This is a genomic window from Novosphingobium sp. BL-S-32, assembly GCF_056857055.1.
The window spans coordinates 1,790,182-1,808,260 of the sequence record NZ_CM166476.1; the positions used below are offsets into that span (position 1 = coordinate 1,790,182).

The following is an 18,079-nucleotide window of genomic DNA, read 5'->3' on the forward strand; positions in this document are numbered from 1 at the left end:
GCGGACATCTGGCGGCCACCGGGGATCACAGCGGGCCATTCGCTGCATACTGACCATAACCAAGCGCCACAATAAGCAGCAGCCCTGCTGCGATTGCGGCATATATCGTGTATTTCGCAGCTCGCGCAGGACCGGTATCCGGCAAACGGACGATCGCGCACGATCCCAGAACCGCCAGCGCAAGATAGGCCGTGAACATGGCCTACATGTATCGGCTCGCGATCAACATGTCTGCCACGGCGCGCGCCCTCGTGCCGCCTTTGGATTAAAATCGTGAAAAGCAGACCGATCGTCGGCGGTCGGCGCCCAAAATCCCACCGGCCAGAATCCGCCGGCTAATCCATTTCGAAATGCTCCGGATTCAGCCCCTCCTGCCTACGCCGGTGCATCTCCACGAATGCGCTTTCCAGGCGCCGGGTGTAGTCCGCCGTGCGGAAAAGCGGCGCCGTCAGGCGGTTCTTCGCAAGCCTTGTCCGCAGCGCCGCCAGCCGCCGGGGATCGCGCGCCAGCGCAAGCGCGGTCGCCTCATATGTCTCGACATTCGCCACCGCCATTTCCGGCAGGCCCACTGCATGCACGAGACTCGTCGCCACGCGCGCGGCGAATTGCTTTCCGGTCAGCGTCAGCACCGGCAGACCCGCCCACAGCGCATCGGACGCCGTGGTGTGCGCATTGACGTTGAAGGTATCGAGGAACAGGTCGGCATGCGCGAGGCGGCCCAGATGTTCGCCATGCGGGACGCCCTTGCTGAACACCAGCCGCGCCGGGTCGATCCCGCGCGCGGCGCCTCTCGGCGCAAGTTGGCCTCCGCCCACGGGTTGGAGCGGAGCAGCCAGAGCACGCTGCCCTCGACCGCCTCCAGCAGCCGCATCCAAACCGCGAATGCGTCGGGGCCGATCTTGTAGGTGTGGTTGAAGCAGCAGAACACGAAACCCTGCTCCGGCAGCCCCCAATCGGCCCGGCTGCGGGTGTCGGGAATGATCGCGCGGCGATCGTCGTTGGCCTGATAGCAACCGGCCAGGCGGACGATCTTTTCGGTGAACCAGCGCTCGTCACCGGGCGGCAGCGCCACGGCGTCGGCGATGAAGTAATCCATCGCCGGATGGCCCAGCGTGCCCGGATAACCCATGTAACTCACTTGCACGGGTGCAAGCCGCAGCCCGAACATGGCGCTGCGCGTGCCGCGCGTATAGCCCTTGAGATCGATGGCAAGATCGAGCCCGTCCGCGCGGGCGCGGTGCGCGGCCTGTGCGTCGGTGAGGTGTCCGATCTCGGTAAAGCCATCGACGTGGCGGCGCAGTTCGACGCGCGAGGCATCGCCTTCGCAAGGCGGGCCATAGCTGTAGAGGCGCACATCGAAGCGGGTGCGGTCATGCTCGCGGAACAGGCCGCTCATCAGGTACATCGTGGCATGGTCGTGGAAGTCGGCCGAGAAATAGCCGATGCGGATGCGGCCGTCGCCAGGGAGCCGGGAAGCGGGATCAGGGTCGGGCAGGCTGGCCGGGGCAAGGCCGAACTTCACCGCCGCGCAGGCCAGAGAGCGGCGGTACTGGTGTTCGGGATCGTCAACGAACGGCAGCGTCGCGAATGGCTGGACGGCGGCGGCCGAAGGGCCCTCTGTCAGCGCATATTCGGCGCGGTGGCTCCAGTCGCAGATGTGCGCTTCCTCGAACAGCGCCTGAAGCAGGGCCGAGCGGTCGGCCGGGTCGATCTCGAAAGCCTTGCGGAAGGCGGCAATCGCCTCGGGCAGCGCCCCTTTCAGCACCAGCGCCTTGCCGCGGTTGACGATGGCCTGGGTATTGCCGGGATCGGCCTCCAGCGCGCGGGCATAGGCCTCCAGCGCCTCGTCGATCCGGTCGAGCAGCAGGAGTTCGCCGCCCATGTTGTTGTGCGCATTGCTATGCCCGGGCTTGAGCGCCACGGCCTTGCGATAGCACGCCACCGCCGCCGCGCGGGCGCCGCGCTTGGCGCGCAAGTTGCCGAGGTTGTATTGCGCCTCGACATAAGCGGGATCGATTTCGATGGTCGCCGCGAACTCGGCCTCGGCCTCTTCGGCCCGGTCTGCATTGTCGAGCAGGTTGCCGAGGTTGTAGCGCGCATCGGCATAGCGCGGGTGGCGCGTGATCACCTCGCGGTAGACCGCTTCGGCTTCCCATGTGCGGTTCTGTCGCCGCAAGGTAATGGCCAGGTTGTTGTAACAGGCGGCCGCATCGGGATCGGCGGCAATGGCGCGGCGGAAGGCCGCTTCGGCAGCGGGCAACACTCCCAGCGCCAGTAATGCGGCGCCTTGCAGGTTGTGAACGGCGAAACTCTGCGGAAAATCCTCTGCCAGCGTCGCGCCCTGCCGCACGGCCTCGTCCATTGCGCCGGAGCAGTAGGCGGCGATCATCGATTCGAGCCGGTCTGGCGGCGGATCGGCATTGGCGGCCTCCAGCGCAGCCAACGCCGCCCGGGCACGTGGATTGCGCGGAAATCGGTCCAGAACCTGCCGATAAAGCGCCCGCGCGGCCTCGGTCTCGCCGCGCCGGACGGCGCCGTTGGCCTTGATCATCAGCCCTTCCAGTCCGCCCACCGCCGCCTCCCGCCCGCACAAATGCTCGGCTTTTGCGATAGGCGAACAGGGTTCACGGGCGATGAGCCCCGCTCTCCGTGAACTCCCGCAGAAATCGGGCCGCTCCGGCGTTTTACGCAGGGTTAACCATTCCTGCCGGATAGAGCGAAAGACGCCACAAGGCAGCGCGGGGGAATTGCAAGATCATGAAGATGGAGCCGATCGCTTCGCAACTTGCGACCGCCCCGCCACGGCTCTCCGTCGTGGTGCCGTGCTATAACGAGGAGGCCGTGCTCGACATGCTCGAAGCGCGCCTCTCCGCCGCCTGCGCCGCGCAAATGGGAGACGATTTCGAGATCGTGCTGGTCAACGACGGCTCGAAGGACGCCACCTGGGCGAAAATCTCCGCGCTCGCCGCCCGCAATCCCCACGTGCTCGGCGTCGACCTCTCGCGCAACCATGGCCACCAGCTTGCGGTTACCGCCGGTCTTCAGGTCTGTCGCGGCGATCTGGTGATGATCATTGATGCCGATCTTCAGGATCCGCCTGAACTGCTGGGCGACATGCTTGCGAAGATCGATGAGGGCTACGACGTGGTCTATGGCAAGCGCCGCGAACGCCTTGGCGAAAGCCGCTTCAAGTGCGCCACCGCGGCGATGTTCTACAAGCTGCTCAACCGCATGGCCGATCACGAAATCCCGCTCGATACCGGCGATTTCCGCCTGATGACGCGCCGCGTGGTGGACCAGCTCAATGCCATGCCCGAACGCTTCCGCTTCATTCGCGGCATGGTGAGCTGGATCGGTTTCGAGCAGGTTCCCGTCGAATACGACCGCGATCCGCGCGCGGCGGGGGAGAGCCACTATCCGCTCCACAAGATGATCCGCCTGGCGCTCGACGCGATCACCAGCTTTTCCACGCTGCCGCTGCGGATCGCCTCGCATCTCGGGGTGATGATGGGCCTGATCGGCTTCCTCATGCTGGGCTGGGCGCTGGTGCGCTGGATGGCGGACGGCACCATCATCGGCTGGACCAGCCTGATCGCCGTAGTGCTGATCATGGGCAGCGTGCAACTGCTGATCCTCGGTGTTTTCGGCGACTATCTCGGCCGCCTCTACCTTGAAAACAAGCGCCGCCCGCTGTTCATCGTGCGCGAGATCCGCTCGCAGCGCCCGCCGGCCGCACGCGCCGTCGCGCCGGAGCCGTTCGCGGCCCTGACGACTGCGCCGACCTGGACCGTCGCGGCGCACCGCGATTGAACGCCATGCTGCGCTCCTGCATTCGTTTCGGTCTTGTCGGCGTGGTCAACACGCTGGTCGGCTTTGCCGTGATTGCCGCGCTGCTGCGACTGGGTGCCGGTGACTGGATCGCCAATGCGGTCAGCTACGGTATCGGCCTCTGGGTTTCCTTCACGCTCAACCGGCGCTGGACGTTCGGCATGCGCGGCACCGTGGAGCCCCAGGAAATCGGGCGTTTTCTTGCCGTGTTCGCAGTGTCCTACGCGGCCAATCTCGCCGTTCTGGCGACGATGCGCCATCTCGGCTTTGCGGAAAACCTGATCGGCCAAGGTGCGGCGATGATCGCCTATTCCATCATGTTCTTCCTGCTGTCCCGCCACTTTGTCTTTACCCCGAAAGCCTCTGCCGGATGAGAAACCCGACGCCGAACGAATACGCGGCGACCACCCCGGTCGACTGGCGCCGGGGCATTGTGCCGGGCGCTTGGGCGGTAGCTCTCGTGCTGCTCGCCTGCGTGCCGCTGATCGCGCCGCAAGTTCCGCCGCTGACCGATCTTCCCGCGCACATGTCCCGCTTCATGATCCAGCAGGACGCTGGGCGGTCCGCCGATATCGCGCGCTGGTTCCACTTCGAGTGGAACCTTATCCCGAATCTCGGCACCGACCTTGTGGCCTTCGCGCTGGAACCCTTGATCGGCCTGACCCTGACGATGAAGGCAATCGCCATGCTGATCGTCGCGCTGCAGACGGCAGGCTATCTGCTGCTTTCGCGCACCGCGCATGGGCGGATCGTGGTCAGCGCGCTGTTTGCGCTGCCGCTGGCCTACGGCAACCCATTCCAATACGGCTTCATCAACTTCACACTGGCGACGGCGCTCTCCACCCTTTCGCTGGCGCTCTGGCTAAGCCCTTGGATGATCGCCCGGCCGAAGCTGCGCTGGCTGCTGTTCTGCCCGATCGCCTGCGTCGTGTGGATCAGCCATCTCGCCGCCTGGGCCGTTCTGTGCATCATCGTGGGCTGCTGCGAACTGGCCGCTCGCTTTGAAGACGGAGGAGGTTTCTGGCGCGCGGCCTGCACCGGCTTCATCGCCAGCAGTTGCCTTCTGGTTCCGCAAGTCCTGAGCCTGTTCTGGCCGCATACGCCGGAACACCTTCCGACCGAAGGCTGGTTCATGCTGCCGGAGAAGCTCTATTTCATCGCCAATGTCCTGGCCGATCGCTGGAGCCTGTTCGACACACTGTCCGCCCTTGCGCTGGTTGTCCTGATCGCGCTCGCATGGCGATCTTCCTCTTTCGCCCTGCACAAGGGGCTGGCGCTGGCCGCGCTTGTGCTGTTCGCCCTGTTCTGGTTCATGCCGGGCTGGGTCTATGGCTCGTTCTATGCCGACATGCGCATGCTGCCGACGATCTTCGCGCTGGCCCTCATCGCGTTGCGCCCCGTATCGACAACCCGGAATATCGGCTGGCTGGTGCTGCTGGGGCTGGCTTTCTTCGGATTGCGGCTGGCCGGAAACACGGCAAGCATGGCCCTGTGGGATCGCCAGATACGCGAGGAAGCCGCCGTACTCGACCATGTTCCGCGCGGATCGCAGCTGGTCACGTTCAATGCGATGCCCTGCCGTGGCTACGTGCTGCAAGGGCGCCTTCGCAACATGCACATCGCCAGTTACGCGCTGCTGCGCCGCCATGCTTTCGCCAACGACCAGTTTGCAATGTCGGGCGGACAATTGCTGACGATCAACAATCCCGCCGCCGTCCCTTTCGATCGCGACCCTTCGGCCATCGAGATCGGTGAGCCCTGCCAAGGGCAGAGGCAGGCCCCCGTGCTGACCAGCGCTGAGAAAATTCCTTCGGCAATCCCGTTCATGTGGATCATCTGGCAAAGCACGCAGCCCTTGCCCGTGCCCGGCTGGGCGCCGGTTGCGCGCTCGGGCGAGCATGGTCACTCGATCCTCTATAGGCGCGCTGCCGAATAATCCTCGCGCATCGGCACGGGCGGTGTAACGTCACGGCGCATTCCCGCGAACTTCTCTGGATATGCTGATGCGCACCGGCGAGTCCGAACTCAGGGACTGGATGATCCTCGCCCTGAATGGCGATGCGAAGGCCTATGCCCGGTTGCTGGAGGCGCTCGTGCCGCGCCTGCGCGCCTTTTTCCGCCGCCGCATGGCCGGGCAGGACGACGATATCGAGGATCTCTTGCAGGAAACGCTGATCGCCTTGCACACCCGCCGGATGACTTATGATCCGGCGCGCAGCTTCACCGGCTGGCTCTACGCGATCGCCCGCTACAAGATGATCGACCACTTTCGCCGTCGGGGCCGCACCGTGCCGATTGAGGGCCTGGAAGACAGCTTTTCCATCGACAGTTTCGAGGACGAAGTCGGCGCCGGGCTCGACACCGACGCCCTGCTGGCGACGATCCCCGACAAGCAGGCCCGCGCCATCCGCGCGACCCGGATAGACGGGCTCTCCACTGCCGAGGCCGCCCGGCGCGAGGGCATGGGCGAATCGGACGTGAAGGTTTCCACCCATCGGGGCCTCAAGGCGCTGGCCGCGCGCGTGCGGGAGGCGATGAAGTGAGCCGCGACAAGGTTTCCTGCGATCACCTCGTCGCCGCGCTCAGCGCCGATCTCTGCGCGGTGCCGCGCCACGGTCCGGCACGGCGGCTGGTGATCGGGCTGGTGATCGGCGGGGCGGTGACGCTGGCCGCGCTGGCGCTGGGGCTCGGCATCCGCCGGGATCTGGCCGATGCGATGCAGAGCAGCGGGTTCTGGATGAAGGCGCTTTATGCCGCCATGCTCGCCGTGTTCGCCTGTGCGGCAACGCTGCGGCTGGCGCGGCCCGACTGCGGGCGGATGCGCGGCCTTTGGGCGATGGCCGTGCCGATTGCGCTGCTCGCGCTGGCCGCGCTGCTGGAACTGGCGCGGACGCCGGGTTCGCAGTGGCTCGCTATGTGGTTGGGCCATAGCTGGAAGGTCTGCGCGGCCAATGTCTTCCTGCTTGCCCTGCCGATTCTTGCCGGGCTGCTCTGGGCGCTGCGCCGCCTCGCCCCAACGCGCCTGCGGCTGGCCGGTGCGACCGCCGGCTTGGCCGCCGGTGCCTGGGCAGCCTGTCTCTACTGCCTGCACTGCTCCGAGACTTCGGCGCTTTTCGTGCTGACCTGGTATTCGCTGGGAATCGTGCTCGTCGCCGGCCTGGGCGCGCTGCTGGGCCCGCGGGTGCTGCGCTGGTAGCGCCCCGAGAACAAGGCAAACGACATCAAGGCGCAATCGCTTGCGCCGCCGTTTTTTCATCGATGTTGGATTGGAATGCTGGAGCGGGCGAAGGGATTCGAACCACAAGCGAAGCGGCCTGCCGCGTAGCGCTCGAAAAGAGAGGGTTCGTTTTCGCTGATAGTCGAACTGGAGCGGGCGAAGGGATTCGAACCCTCGACCCCAACCTTGGCAAGGTTGTGCTCTACCCCTGAGCTACGCCCGCTCTGGCGTTCGAGATATTCCGGCAGAACCGGAATTCCCGTATATGAACTGGAGCGGGCGAAGGGATTCGAACCCTCGACCCCAACCTTGGCAAGGTTGTGCTCTACCCCTGAGCTACGCCCGCTCTGACGTTCAAGACCTGCTGGATCAACCGGCAGGTCCGGGGTGGAGGCGGCCCACTAGCAGTGCTTTTTGGGGTCGGCAAGAGCTAAATTGAAAGAATCGTACGAAGCCCTGCAACAAGCCCATAAACCCTTCACAAATCGGTCGCGAAGGCCGATCTAGGGCCTTCAAGCGCATTCGCGCACGCATTCACGGGAGCAAGAATCTTGGCCAGCATGGGTCTCAACCTCGACGAACAGAAGGCGGTCGACCGCTTCCGCCAGACGGTTGCCGAACCGTCCATGACGCAGTTGGTGATCCTCGATTTCTGGGCGGAATGGTGCGGTCCCTGCAAGGCGCTGACGCCGGTTCTGGAGAAAGTCGCCGCCGAATATGCCGACAAGGGCGTGGTGCTCGCCAAGCTCAACGTCGATGAGGAACAGTTCATCGCCGGACAGTTCCAGGTCCGCTCGATCCCCACGGTCTATGCGATCTTCCAGGGCCAGCCTGTCGCCGACCTGACCAGCGCGCGCACCGAATCGCAGCTGAAGCAGATGCTGGACCAGCTGCTTGAAAAGCTGCCGATCCAGCCCGGCGGCGGCGCGCCGCAGCAGGATGTCGCCCCGCTGATCGCGATGGGCGAGGAAGCGCTGGCCGAAGGCGACGGCGAACGCGCCGCATCGATCTTCATGCAGATCCTCGATATCGCGCCGGACAATGCCGAAGTGATCGCGGGCCTCGTGCGCGGGCTGGTTGTGGCCGGACGAATCGAGGAAGCCGAGCAAGTGCTGTCCAGCCTTGAGCCGGAGCTGGCTGCCGACCCGCATCTCGAACGCGCGCGCGCCGCGCTCACGCTTGCCAAGGACAAGCCTGACGACAGCGAACTGGCCGCCCTGCGCGCCGCCGCTGCCGAGCGTCCGGCCGACATGGACGCCCAGCTCGCCTTCGCCAATGCCGCCTTCGCGGCGGGTGAGCGCGACGAGGCTGCCGCGACGCTGCTGCGCATGGTCGCTGCCGACCGCGAGTGGAACGAAGGCGCCGCACGCGCCAAGCTGCTCCAGATCTTCGAGGCCGTCGGACTGGAAGATCCGTGGGTCTCGGCCACGCGCCGCAAGCTCTCCACCGTTCTGTTCGGTTGATGGGGCTCGGCGCCGTGCGGATCACCATCTTCCCCCTGCCCGGCGCCGTCCTCTATCCGGGGCTGCAATTGCCGCTCCACATCTTCGAGCCGCGTTACCGCGCGATGGTGAGCGACGCCCTCGCGCGTGACCGGCGAATCGGCATGATCCAGCCGCAGCGCCCGGTGGAAGGCGCGCCGCTCTTCGCGGTGGGCTGCCTTGGCCGCATCGGCGATGTCGAGGCGCTGGAGGACGGGCGGTTCAACATCCTGCTCGAAGGCGAAGCGCGCTTCCGCACCTTGCGCGAACTCAATGTCTCCACGCCGTTCCGCCAGATCGAGGCGGAATTGCTGGTCGATAGCGACGACGAGACACTGGCCGCAGTGGAACGCGCGAGTTTCGAGCGCGAGGCACGGCGTTTCGCCGATGCGCAGGGCTATGCGGTGGATTGGGATCAGGTGGCGCGGCTGGATGACCGTTCGCTGATCAACGGCGTCTCGCAGATCGCGCCGTTCGATGCGGCGGCCAAGCAGGCCTTGCTGGAAGCGGCGAGCCTTCCGGAGCGGTGCGAGTTGCTGGTGCAGCTCATGCAGTTCTTCGGCCGCCGTGCGGACGATGACGACGACGGTGCAGCGACGTTGCAGTAGAAGCGCGTGTCGGCAGTCGGATCTTCAATCCGTTGCCAAATGAACTGCCAGCCAAACCATACCTCGTCGCCCCCGCGAAGGCGGGGCCCCCGCTTTCTTCGCACCACGGCTCAAGAACAAACGGGATCCGCCAAGTTCACAAACGAAGTGCAACACCAGGTTATGGTGTTGTCATGGGAAGAGCTTACGAACAGCTTGATCTGGAAGAGCGGTGTACGATTGCCCGTCTTCATGAAGACGGGCAATCACTGCGCCAGATCGCGGCAGCTCTGGATCGCTCGGCATCGACGATCTCTCGGGAGCTGAAGCGCAACAGCGGCAGCACGGTGGGCTATCGGCCCGGCTATGCGCAAGAGCAGGCGCGCGCCCGGCGCTGGTCGGGCATGCGCCTCGAACGCGATCAGGCCTTGCGCGAGGGCGTGCTGGGCCGCCTCGCGGCCGGCTGGTCACCCGAGCAGATCGCCGGCCGCATGGCCCGCGAGGCCGGCGTGCGTATCATCAGTCACGAGAGCATCTATCGCTTCATCCATGCCCAGATCAGGCGGACGAACGATCGATCATGGCGCCATTATCTGCCCCGCGCCAAGGCCCGCCGCGGATGGCGCCGCAAGCCCGGCGGATCCTCGGTCCGCTTCATCGCCAAGCGCCAACCCATCGCTATGCGCCCGGACAAGGCCGCGGATCGGTCCCGGCCCGGCCACTGGGAGGCCGACTTCATGCTCTTCGCCCGATACGGCCAGGCCATCCTCGTCGCCCATGAACGCTCCTCGCGCTACACCCTGATCTGCCATCCGCCCGACCGAAAGGCCCGGCGCACCGCCGACCTGCTCGCCGCCATGCTGCGGCCCTGGCCCGCCGCCTTGCGCCAAACCCTGACCCTCGACAACGGCACCGAGTTTGCACAGCACCACAGGTTGCACCGTCTCGGCATCGATACGTTCTTCTGCGACCCCCATGCCCCATGGCAAAAGGGCGGCGTCGAAAACGCCATCGGCCGCCTCAGACGCGACCTGCCGCGCAAGACCAACATCGAGGATCTCTCGCCTGCCCACTTTGAGGACATCATCCAACGCTACAACAATACACCGCGAAAATGCCTCGACTTTAAAACACCCGCCGAGGCATGCTCTCTTCAACCGTTGCACTTCGAATGTGAATCCACATCCCCGCCTTCGCGGGGATGACGGGAGGTTTTTGGGGTAAGTCGGTGCGTGCTTATTCGAAAGCGCTCAGCACGCCACGACGTTGATCGCCAGCCCGCCCTGACTCGTTTCCTTGTACTTGCTCGACATATCGAGCCCGGTTTGGCGCATCGTCTCGATCACCTGATCGAGCGACACGCGCGGCGTCTCGCCGGCATGCAAGGCCAGCTTCGCCGCGTTCACCGCTTTCACCGCCGCGATGGCATTGCGTTCGATACAAGGGATCTGCACCAGCCCGCCCACGGGATCGCACGTGAGACCAAGGTTGTGCTCCATGCCGATCTCCGCCGCCGCGCAGACTTGCACCGGAGTACCGCCCCAGACCGCCGCGAGCCCTGCCGCCGCCATCGAGCAGGCCACGCCCACTTCGCCCTGACAGCCCATCTCCGCGCCCGAGATCGAGGCACGCTGCTTGTAGAGCAGGCCGATCCCGGCGGCAGTGAGCAGGTAGCGGCGCGCCTTCACCGGAATCGCGACATTCCCGTCGCTGCAATACTGGCGCAGCAGCGAGGGGACGATGCCTGCCGCGCCATTGGTGGGCGCAGTGACGACGCGGCCGCCGCTGGCGTTTTCCTCGTTCACCGCCATGGCGTAGAGGTTGAGCCAGTCCATCAGCGTTTCGGCCTGATTGTCCTGCGGGCGGGCGATCAGCTTCTGGTGGATGGCACGCGCACGGCGGCGGACCTTGAGCGGGCCGGGCAAGTGCCCTTCCTTGGTCAGCCCCTGATCGATGCACAGGTTCATGGCATCGGCGATCACGTCCAGCCCGGCGAACGTCTCCTCCTGAGGGCGACGCGCGGCCTCGTTGGCCAGCATGACTTCGGCGATGTCGAGACCGCTCTCGGCGCAGATGGCCAGCAATTCTGCGCCGGACGTGAAGGGGTGGGCCACCGGCGGGCCATTGACCACCTGATCGTCGGGCGCGGGCTGTTCGAGTTGATGGCGGCTGGAATAGAAGCCGCCGCCGGTCGAGAAATACTCGCCGCGCGCCAGTTCCTCGCCCGCCGCGTCCCATGCCGTCAGCACCATGCCGTTGGGGTGGAGGTCGGGGATATGGTCGAAATCGAGGATCAGGTCGCCGGCGCAATCGAAGGCGATCTCATGACGGCCCAGCAGCGCGATCCGGCCGCTGGCGCGCACGGCGGCGGCGGCGGCATGGGCTTCGGCGGGCTCGGCGGTTTCGGGTTCGAAGCCGATCAGGCCCATCAGGCAGGCATCCGGGGTGCCGTGGCCTTCGCCGGTCAGCGCCAGCGATCCTTGCAGGTCCACGCGCACGCGGGCGATCGCTTCAAACTGCCCGGCAGCTTCGATGCCCTGAAGGAAGCGCATGGCGATGCGCATCGGGCCGACGGTGTGCGAACTGGACGGGCCAAGGCCGATACGGAACAGGTCGAGCGCGGAAATCACTGCTGAAACTCGCGGAAATCATGGAAAGTCACGGGGGGCACGCTCTCACGATATTTTTTCGAAACCGCGTGGATAGGCCAGATGCGGCGGGAAGCAATGGGCCAGTCGACTAAATCCCGGCATACCATGCGTAGCGGCCGTTATCCTCCCAATACCCGCCCTTGCCGCCATAGATCCCGTCCAGCGCGGCCACCGCCTCGATCCGGGTGACGAACTTGGCGTGCTTGTAGCCGAGTTGCCGCTCCACCCGAAGGCGCAGCGGCGCGCCGTGCTGCTCTTCCAGCGGACGCCCGTTCATGGCCCAGGCGAGGATCGTCTGCGGGTGGAAGGCGTCCACAAGGTCGATCGATTCGTAATAGGGCCGCCCGCCGTAGAGATCGGCGCAGTGGAACACGAGATAGCGCGCCTCCGGCCGCAGCCGCGCGAGATCGAGCAGGGTGGCGACGCGCGGGCCGGTCCACTTGCCGATCGCGCTCCAGCCCTCGACGCAATCGTGGCGGGTGATCTGGGTGCGCTGGGGGAACTCCTTGAGCGCGGTGAGCGGCAGCATGAGCGGCCGCTCCACCATACCGTCCAGCCGCAGCGCCCATTGCGAAAAGCCCTGCGCGAAGTGGGCGCGATAGACCGGATCGGCCACGGCAAGGCTGCCGTTGGCGCGGAAAGTGGGAGAGATCTGCGATTCGGCAAACTCGCGCGCCAAGGCATCGCCCGCCAGTCCGCGCTGGGTCACGCGGTGGAGATTCTCCGCCTCCCCCAGAAAATCGAGCACTTTGGGATCGCGCGTCAGCCGGTCGCAGCCGGAGAGCAGCAGTCCGCCGGCGCCCACTGCTCCGGCCTGAATCACCCGCCGGCGCGAGAGGATCAGCTTGCTCAACGCCCGCGCTCCTTCGGCAAGCGATACCAGCCCGTCACCATCGAGCGCAGTTCGTTGAACGGCCCCGCCAGCACGACCATGGCGATATGAACGACAAAGAAGCCCACCAGCGCAAAGGCGCAGAGGAAGTGGATCGAGCGCGCGGTCTGCCGCCCGCCGAATATCTCCGTCACCGGTAGCCAGGCATCGGTGCCGGGCGAGAGGGCAAGGCCGGTCAGGATCATCATCGGCAGCAGGCCGAACAGCACCATGGCATAGGCGATCTTCTGAAGCGTATTGTAACGCAGCGCTGCCGCGCCGGTGGGCAGACGCAGCCGGGCGTGGTCCTTCACTTCCTGCCACACATGCCGCAGCCGCCATTCGCGCCGCGTTATGTGGATGTCACGCTGGATATGCCGGTTGATGAGCGACCAGATCAGATAGGCCGCCAGTCCGAGCGAGAGCACCCAGGCGAAAGCCAGATGCCATGTCCGTGCATCGGCCAGACTGTAGGCCGAGGGAATCGTCGCCCAATAAGGAAACGCGCGGCGATGCGGGGTCCCGTCGGGGTCTTTCCAGTAACCGAGCAGCCCGGTCGTCTCGACCCGGTGGCCGACCACTTGCAGATAGCCATATTCATGCGTGCCGATCCGGGCGGACCCGATCTTCAGCCACGGACTATCGAAGTTTGCACCATATTCGCCCCAGTAGAGCCGGGCATGGGCGTTGAAGATCATCAGCCCGCTCATCAGCATAATCAGCAGCGTGACCGCGTTCGTCCAATGCCAGAGCCGCGTCGAAAGCCGGTGGCGCTTCACCAGATCACCGCCATGCGGAGGAGCCAGCGGGACGGGAGGCGATTCGGCAGGCGGGGCGATGTCGCTCATGATCCCAGTTCGCCTCGCGCTTGCCGCCGGTTACAGGTGCGCCGGTTACAGATTGAATCTACGCGCCGAACAGGTGGAGCGCCACCTCCCTTCGATGCGGCATGCGGCGATGCTCGGCCAGATAGATGCCCTGCCACGTCCCCAGCGCCATTTGCCCGCCGATCACCGGAATCGACAGGTTCACGCCAGTCAGCGTAGCCTTGAGGTGCGCGGGCATGTCGTCCGGCCCTTCATCGTCGTGATCGTAATAGGCGCCTTCCGGGGCGACGCGGTCCAGCCAGGCGACCAGATCGCTGCGCACCTCGCGCGCGGCATTCTCCTGAATCAACAGCGAGGCGGAGGTGTGGCGACACAAAAGCGTCAGCAGGCCTTCGCCAATGCCGCTCTCCCGCTGCCACACCGCAATCGCCCGCGTGATATCGGTAAGGCCCCGGCCGGGGGTGTCGAAAGTGAGGATCGTGGTCGCCTGTCTCATGGTGCGGCCATCCTGATCGCAGGACTTCCCCCGATCAAGCCGTGGCATGAAGGGTGAATATGTCTCATTTCAGCAACAGGAGGGGTGTAGAAAGACCGAAAATTTCTTGCTTGACGTATTGGGAAGGCGGTGGAAGACAGCGAAGTTTGAGGGCTTCCATGTAACTTTACAGAGGCAGCGTCAGGACCATGGAAATCGAGGATTCCTGCGGCCTTAGCCCTTATGCTTCATGGACCCCGGTGCCCCGATCTGGCACTTTTTGTCCCAGCATCCTCGCGCAGGCGATTGATCTACCCATATCTGCCGCGTATTGCCGCGCTCGGCGACGGGCCGGCAGACCGGCACGGTGTCTGTCGTCCGCAAGGATCGTTCGGTCGCAGGATCTGCCGGAATTCGGCGTTTCCATACGGCTTCCGGACGGCCGCGAGATGAGCCCGGAAAATCACCGGGCCGCTCGGGTCTCACGCAAGGGTTGGTCATGAGTTGGCTTAGCAAAGTACGCAATTCCCTAGGGAACCTGAAGAAGCGGGACACGCCCGACAACCTGTGGACCAAGTGTCCCGGTTGCGGCGAGATGCTCTTCACCAAGGAGTTCGAGGACAACCTCTCGGTCTGTCCGCGCTGCCAATATCATGGCCGCATCGGTGCGCAGCAGCGCTTCGACCAGTTGCTCGATGCCGGTTACGGCGTTCTCGCCGCCCCGCGCGTGCCGGAGAACCCGCTCAATTTCCGCGATTCCAAGAAGTATTCGGATCGCCTCAAGGCCGCTCGCGCCGCCAATGTGTTCCCCGATGCGCTGACCAATGCGCTGGGCGCGATCGAGGGCCGCAAGGTCGTCCTCGGCGTGCAGGACTTCGCGTTCATGGGCGGATCGATGGGCATGGCGGTGGGCGAAGCCTTCGTCGAAGCCGCCGAGCGCGCCATTGCCGAGAACTGCGGCTACGTCATTTTCACCGCCGCGGGCGGCGCACGCATGCAGGAGGGTATCCTCTCGCTCATGCAGATGCCCAAGGCGACCGTCGCGATCCGCCGCCTTGCGCGGGCGGGTCTGCCCTATATCGTCGTCCTGACCGATCCCACCACCGGCGGCGTCACCGCCAGCTACGCGATGCTGGGCGATATCCACATTGCAGAGCCCGGCGCCCTTATCGGCTTCGCCGGCCAGCGCGTGATCCAGGACACGATCCGCGAGAAACTCCCCGACGGCTTCCAGCGCGCCGAGTACCTCCATGCCCACGGCATGGTGGACATGGTGGTCCACCGCAAGGACCTCAAAGGCACGCTGGCCTCGCTGCTCGGTTATCTTGAACGAAAGGAAGTTGCGTGAACATCGACAGCGCGCTGGTACGCGAGCTCGCCGAGCTCCTGGCTGAAACCGGCCTGACCGAAATCGAGGTCGAGGACGGCGAACGCAAGATCAAGGTCACGCGCCAGGTTGCGCAGCAGGTCTTCGCTGCTGCCGCCCCGGCCATGCCTTACGCCGCCCCCGCCGCTGCGCCGGCTGCCGCCGCTCCGGTTGCCGAAGTGGCTCCGGCCGCTCCGGTCGATGCGGTGAAGTCGCCGATGGTCGGCACCGCCTACCTCGCACCGGAGCCCAGCGCCCCGAACTTCATCAGCGTGGGTCAGCAGGTCAAGGCCGGCGACATCCTCCTGATCGTCGAAGCCATGAAGGTGATGAACCAGATCGTCGCGCCCAAGGGCGGCACGATCACGGCGATCCTCATCGAGAACCAGCAGCCGGTCGAATTCGACCAGCCGCTCGTCGTGATCGCCTGAGGACCATAATCTGATGGCCATCAAGCGCCTCCTGATTGCCAACCGCGGCGAGATCGCGCTGCGCATCCACCGCGCCGCGCGCGAGATGGGCATCGAAACCGTCGCGGTCCACTCGACCGCCGACGCCGAAGCCATGCACGTGCGCCTTGCCGACCATGCGGTCTGCATCGGCCCGCCGGCAGCGAAGGATTCGTACCTCAATGTCGCGGCGATCATCGCTGCGGCCGAGATCACCCATGCCGATGCGATCCACCCCGGCTACGGCTTCCTTTCAGAGAACGCCCAGTTCGCCGAAATCGTCGAGGCGCACGGCCTGATCTGGGTCGGGCCCAAGCCCGAGCACATCCGCACGATGGGCGACAAGGTGCAGGCCAAGCGCACCGCTGGCGCCCTCGGCCTGCCGCTGGTTCCGGGTTCGGACGGCGCGATCGAGGATTTCGCCGTCGCGCGCGATCTGGCCGAGACGATCGGCTATCCGGTCATCATCAAGGCCGCTTCGGGCGGCGGTGGCCGCGGCATGAAGGTCGTGAACTCGGCCGAGGAACTCGAAAGCCAGATGGGCCAGGCCCGTTCGGAGGCGAAGGCTGCCTTCGGCGATGCCACCGTCTACATGGAAAAGTACCTCGGCAACCCGCGCCATATCGAGTTCCAGATCTTCGGTGACGGCAAGGGCGAGGCGGTGCATCTGGGTGAGCGCGACTGCTCGCTGCAGCGCCGCCACCAGAAGGTGCTGGAAGAAGCGCCTTCCCCGGTCATCACCCCCGAAGAGCGCGACCGCATGGGCGGCATCGTCGCCAAGGCCATGGCCGACATGGCCTATCGCGGCGCCGGCACCATCGAGTTCCTGTGGGAAAACGGTGAGTTCTACTTCATCGAGATGAACACCCGCCTGCAGGTGGAGCATCCGGTGACCGAAGCCATCACCGGCGTCGACCTCGTGCGCGAACAGATCCGCGTGGCCGAGGGCAACCCGCTTTCGTTCCGTCAGGAAGAGATCGAGTTCAAGGGCCACGCCATCGAGTGCCGCATCAACGCGGAAGACCCGTGGAACTTCACGCCTTCGCCGGGTCAGGTCACCGCCTACCACGCGGCGGGCGGCATGAACGTGCGCGTCGATTCGGGGCTCTATGCGGGTTACCGCATCCCGCCCTACTACGATTCGATGATCGGCAAGCTCATCGTCTCGGGCCGTACCCGCAAGGGCGCGATCATGCGCCTGAAGCGTGCGCTGGATGAAATGGTGATCGACGGAGTGAAGACCTCGATCCCGCTGCATCAGGCGCTGCTGGACGACCCCGAGTTCCAGAGCGGCGACTATACCATCAAGTGGCTGGAAGAGTGGCTGGCGAAGCGCGCCGGTTGAGGCGCGCTGCAACAGACCTGAACGGATAGAGCATGATCTCGTTTCTTGAATTCGAAAAGCCGATCGCGGAACTGGAAGCGCGCATTGCCGAACTGCGCGCCACCGCCAGCGGCAGCGATCTCGACATCGCGTCCGAGATCGGCCGTCTGGAAAAGAAGAGCGCGGCGCTGCTGAGCGGTACTTACGCCAAGCTCTCGCCCTGGCAGAAGACGCAAGTGGCGCGCCATCCGCAGCGCCCCCACTTCGTGGACTACCTCGCGCTCGGCTTTACCGAGTTCGTGCCGCTGGGCGGTGACCGTCTCTATGGCGAAGATCAGGCGATCATCGGCGGTCTGGCCAAGCTCAATGGCCGCAAGGTCATGCTGATCGGCCACGAGAAGGGTTCCGACACCACCTCGCGCATCCGCCACAACTTCGGCATGGCCAAGCCCGAAGGTTATCGCAAGGCGATCCGCCTGATGGAAATGGCCGGCAAGTTCGGCCTGCCGGTCATCACGCTGGTCGATACCGCCGGTGCCTTCCCTGGCGTCGAGGCCGAGGAACGCGGTCAGGCGGAAGCGATTGCCCGTTCGATCGAGGCCTGCCTTGGCGTGCCGGTGCCGATGGTTTCGGCCATCGTCGGCGAGGGCGGCTCGGGCGGCGCCGTGGCGCTGGCTGCGGCCGACCGCGTGCTGATGCTGGAACACTCGATCTACTCGGTGATCTCGCCCGAGGGCGCTTCGTCGATCCTCTGGCGCACGCCGGACAAGGCGCCCGACGCGGCCGAGGCGATGAAGGTGACGGCGCAGGATCTGCTTGCGCTCGGCGTGATCGAGCGCGTTGTGCCCGAACCGACCGGCGGTGCGCACCGCGATGCCGGCAAGGCCGCGCAGGCACTGCTTGGCGCCATCGAGCAGGAACTGGACGCACTCCGCGCCCTGCCGACCAGCGAATTGCTGGCCCGCCGCGAGGAACGCTTCCTGGCAATCGGCCGCGCCTGACG

Annotated in this window: 16 protein-coding genes, 2 tRNA genes and 1 pseudogene; 12 read left to right on the plus strand and 7 right to left on the minus strand. The window is 65.4% G+C overall.

What is annotated here, in order from left to right; genetic code table 11:
- Window positions 1-335 precede the first annotated feature (335 nt).
- Window positions 336-2,551 (minus strand): annotated as a pseudogene (locus tag AC1VVK_RS08245) (tetratricopeptide repeat protein).
- A gap of 206 nt (window positions 2,552-2,757) precedes the next feature.
- Here AC1VVK_RS08245 and AC1VVK_RS08250 point away from each other — a divergent pair.
- The 5 genes from AC1VVK_RS08250 (at window position 2,758) to AC1VVK_RS08270 (ending at window position 7,024) form a co-directional block, all read left to right on the plus strand.
- A complete protein-coding gene (locus AC1VVK_RS08250) occupies window positions 2,758-3,810 on the plus strand; it encodes a glycosyltransferase family 2 protein (RefSeq protein ID WP_482905079.1) in 1,053 nt (350 codons plus the stop codon).
- A gap of 5 nt (window positions 3,811-3,815) precedes the next feature.
- Window positions 3,816-4,202: a GtrA family protein gene (locus AC1VVK_RS08255; protein ID WP_482905080.1), complete on the plus strand. Its 387-nt coding sequence runs from the start codon at window positions 3,816-3,818 to the stop codon at window positions 4,200-4,202.
- Complete coding sequence (locus tag AC1VVK_RS08260; RefSeq protein WP_482905081.1) at window positions 4,199-5,764, plus strand: hypothetical protein; 1,566 nt, start codon at window positions 4,199-4,201, stop codon at window positions 5,762-5,764. The genes AC1VVK_RS08255 and AC1VVK_RS08260 overlap by 4 nt, the downstream gene beginning before the upstream one ends.
- A 67-nt stretch (window positions 5,765-5,831) precedes the next feature.
- Entirely contained in the window at window positions 5,832-6,371 is a 540-nt protein-coding gene (locus AC1VVK_RS08265; protein WP_482905082.1) for a sigma-70 family RNA polymerase sigma factor, read from the plus strand.
- Window positions 6,368-7,024 (plus strand): DUF1109 domain-containing protein, encoded by a 657-nt coding sequence (locus AC1VVK_RS08270; RefSeq protein ID WP_482905083.1) that lies wholly within the window; start codon window positions 6,368-6,370, stop codon window positions 7,022-7,024. The genes AC1VVK_RS08265 and AC1VVK_RS08270 overlap by 4 nt, the downstream gene beginning before the upstream one ends.
- A gap of 169 nt (window positions 7,025-7,193) precedes the next feature.
- On the opposite strand, the gene AC1VVK_RS08275 is transcribed toward AC1VVK_RS08270, so the two are convergent.
- Both AC1VVK_RS08275 and AC1VVK_RS08280 read right to left on the minus strand, forming a co-directional pair.
- Window positions 7,194-7,268: transfer RNA gene (locus AC1VVK_RS08275), tRNA-Gly, on the minus strand.
- A 48-nt stretch (window positions 7,269-7,316) separates the two neighbouring features.
- Window positions 7,317-7,391: transfer RNA gene (locus AC1VVK_RS08280), tRNA-Gly, on the minus strand.
- A 214-nt stretch (window positions 7,392-7,605) separates the two neighbouring features.
- On the opposite strand from AC1VVK_RS08280, the gene AC1VVK_RS08285 reads away from it, so the two are divergent.
- The 3 genes from AC1VVK_RS08285 to AC1VVK_RS08295 all read left to right on the plus strand — a co-directional run bounded on the left by AC1VVK_RS08285 (window position 7,606) and on the right by AC1VVK_RS08295 (window position 10,318).
- On the plus strand, window positions 7,606-8,508 hold the full coding sequence (locus AC1VVK_RS08285; RefSeq protein ID WP_482905138.1) for a tetratricopeptide repeat protein: 903 nt from the start codon (window positions 7,606-7,608) through the stop codon (window positions 8,506-8,508).
- Window positions 8,508-9,134 (plus strand): LON peptidase substrate-binding domain-containing protein, encoded by a 627-nt coding sequence (locus AC1VVK_RS08290; RefSeq protein ID WP_482905139.1) that lies wholly within the window; start codon window positions 8,508-8,510, stop codon window positions 9,132-9,134. The genes AC1VVK_RS08285 and AC1VVK_RS08290 overlap by 1 nt, the downstream gene beginning before the upstream one ends.
- 173 nt (window positions 9,135-9,307) lie before the next feature.
- Window positions 9,308-10,318 (plus strand): IS30 family transposase, encoded by a 1,011-nt coding sequence (locus AC1VVK_RS08295; protein WP_482905084.1) that lies wholly within the window; start codon window positions 9,308-9,310, stop codon window positions 10,316-10,318.
- A gap of 45 nt (window positions 10,319-10,363) precedes the next feature.
- Here AC1VVK_RS08295 and AC1VVK_RS08300 read toward each other — a convergent pair whose 3' ends face one another.
- The 4 genes from AC1VVK_RS08300 to AC1VVK_RS08315 all read right to left on the minus strand — a co-directional run bounded on the left by AC1VVK_RS08300 (window position 10,364) and on the right by AC1VVK_RS08315 (window position 13,958).
- Window positions 10,364-11,743, minus strand: coding sequence for an L-serine ammonia-lyase (locus AC1VVK_RS08300; RefSeq protein ID WP_482905085.1), 1,380 nt, complete (start codon window positions 11,741-11,743; stop codon window positions 10,364-10,366).
- A 109-nt stretch (window positions 11,744-11,852) separates the two neighbouring features.
- Window positions 11,853-12,617 (minus strand): molybdopterin-dependent oxidoreductase, encoded by a 765-nt coding sequence (locus AC1VVK_RS08305; protein ID WP_482905086.1) that lies wholly within the window; start codon window positions 12,615-12,617, stop codon window positions 11,853-11,855.
- Window positions 12,614-13,483 carry a cytochrome b/b6 domain-containing protein gene (locus AC1VVK_RS08310; RefSeq protein WP_482905087.1) on the minus strand — a complete coding sequence of 290 codons (870 nt, stop codon included), beginning with the start codon at window positions 13,481-13,483 and terminating at the stop codon, window positions 12,614-12,616. The genes AC1VVK_RS08305 and AC1VVK_RS08310 overlap by 4 nt, the downstream gene beginning before the upstream one ends.
- Before the next feature lie 58 nt (window positions 13,484-13,541).
- On the minus strand, window positions 13,542-13,958 hold the full coding sequence (locus AC1VVK_RS08315) for a secondary thiamine-phosphate synthase enzyme YjbQ (RefSeq protein WP_482902627.1): 417 nt from the start codon (window positions 13,956-13,958) through the stop codon (window positions 13,542-13,544).
- Window positions 13,959-14,436: 478 nt separating this feature from the next.
- On the opposite strand from AC1VVK_RS08315, the gene accD reads away from it, so the two are divergent.
- Genes accD through AC1VVK_RS08335 form a run of 4 tightly spaced genes read left to right on the plus strand, consistent with a single transcriptional unit; the run spans window position 14,437 to window position 18,077 of the window.
- Complete coding sequence (gene accD / locus AC1VVK_RS08320; protein ID WP_132390000.1) at window positions 14,437-15,285, plus strand: acetyl-CoA carboxylase, carboxyltransferase subunit beta; 849 nt, start codon at window positions 14,437-14,439, stop codon at window positions 15,283-15,285.
- Window positions 15,282-15,734: an acetyl-CoA carboxylase biotin carboxyl carrier protein gene (gene accB / locus AC1VVK_RS08325; RefSeq protein WP_482902628.1), complete on the plus strand. Its 453-nt coding sequence runs from the start codon at window positions 15,282-15,284 to the stop codon at window positions 15,732-15,734. The genes accD and accB overlap by 4 nt, the downstream gene beginning before the upstream one ends.
- Before the next feature lie 13 nt (window positions 15,735-15,747).
- The gene (gene accC / locus AC1VVK_RS08330; RefSeq protein WP_132389996.1) at window positions 15,748-17,097 is read left to right on the plus strand and encodes an acetyl-CoA carboxylase biotin carboxylase subunit; all 1,350 of its coding nucleotides are present in this window, start codon (window positions 15,748-15,750) and stop codon (window positions 17,095-17,097) included.
- Between the two features lie 32 nt (window positions 17,098-17,129).
- Window positions 17,130-18,077 (plus strand): acetyl-CoA carboxylase carboxyltransferase subunit alpha, encoded by a 948-nt coding sequence (locus AC1VVK_RS08335; protein ID WP_482902629.1) that lies wholly within the window; start codon window positions 17,130-17,132, stop codon window positions 18,075-18,077.
- The last annotated feature ends 2 nt before the right edge of the window (window positions 18,078-18,079 follow it).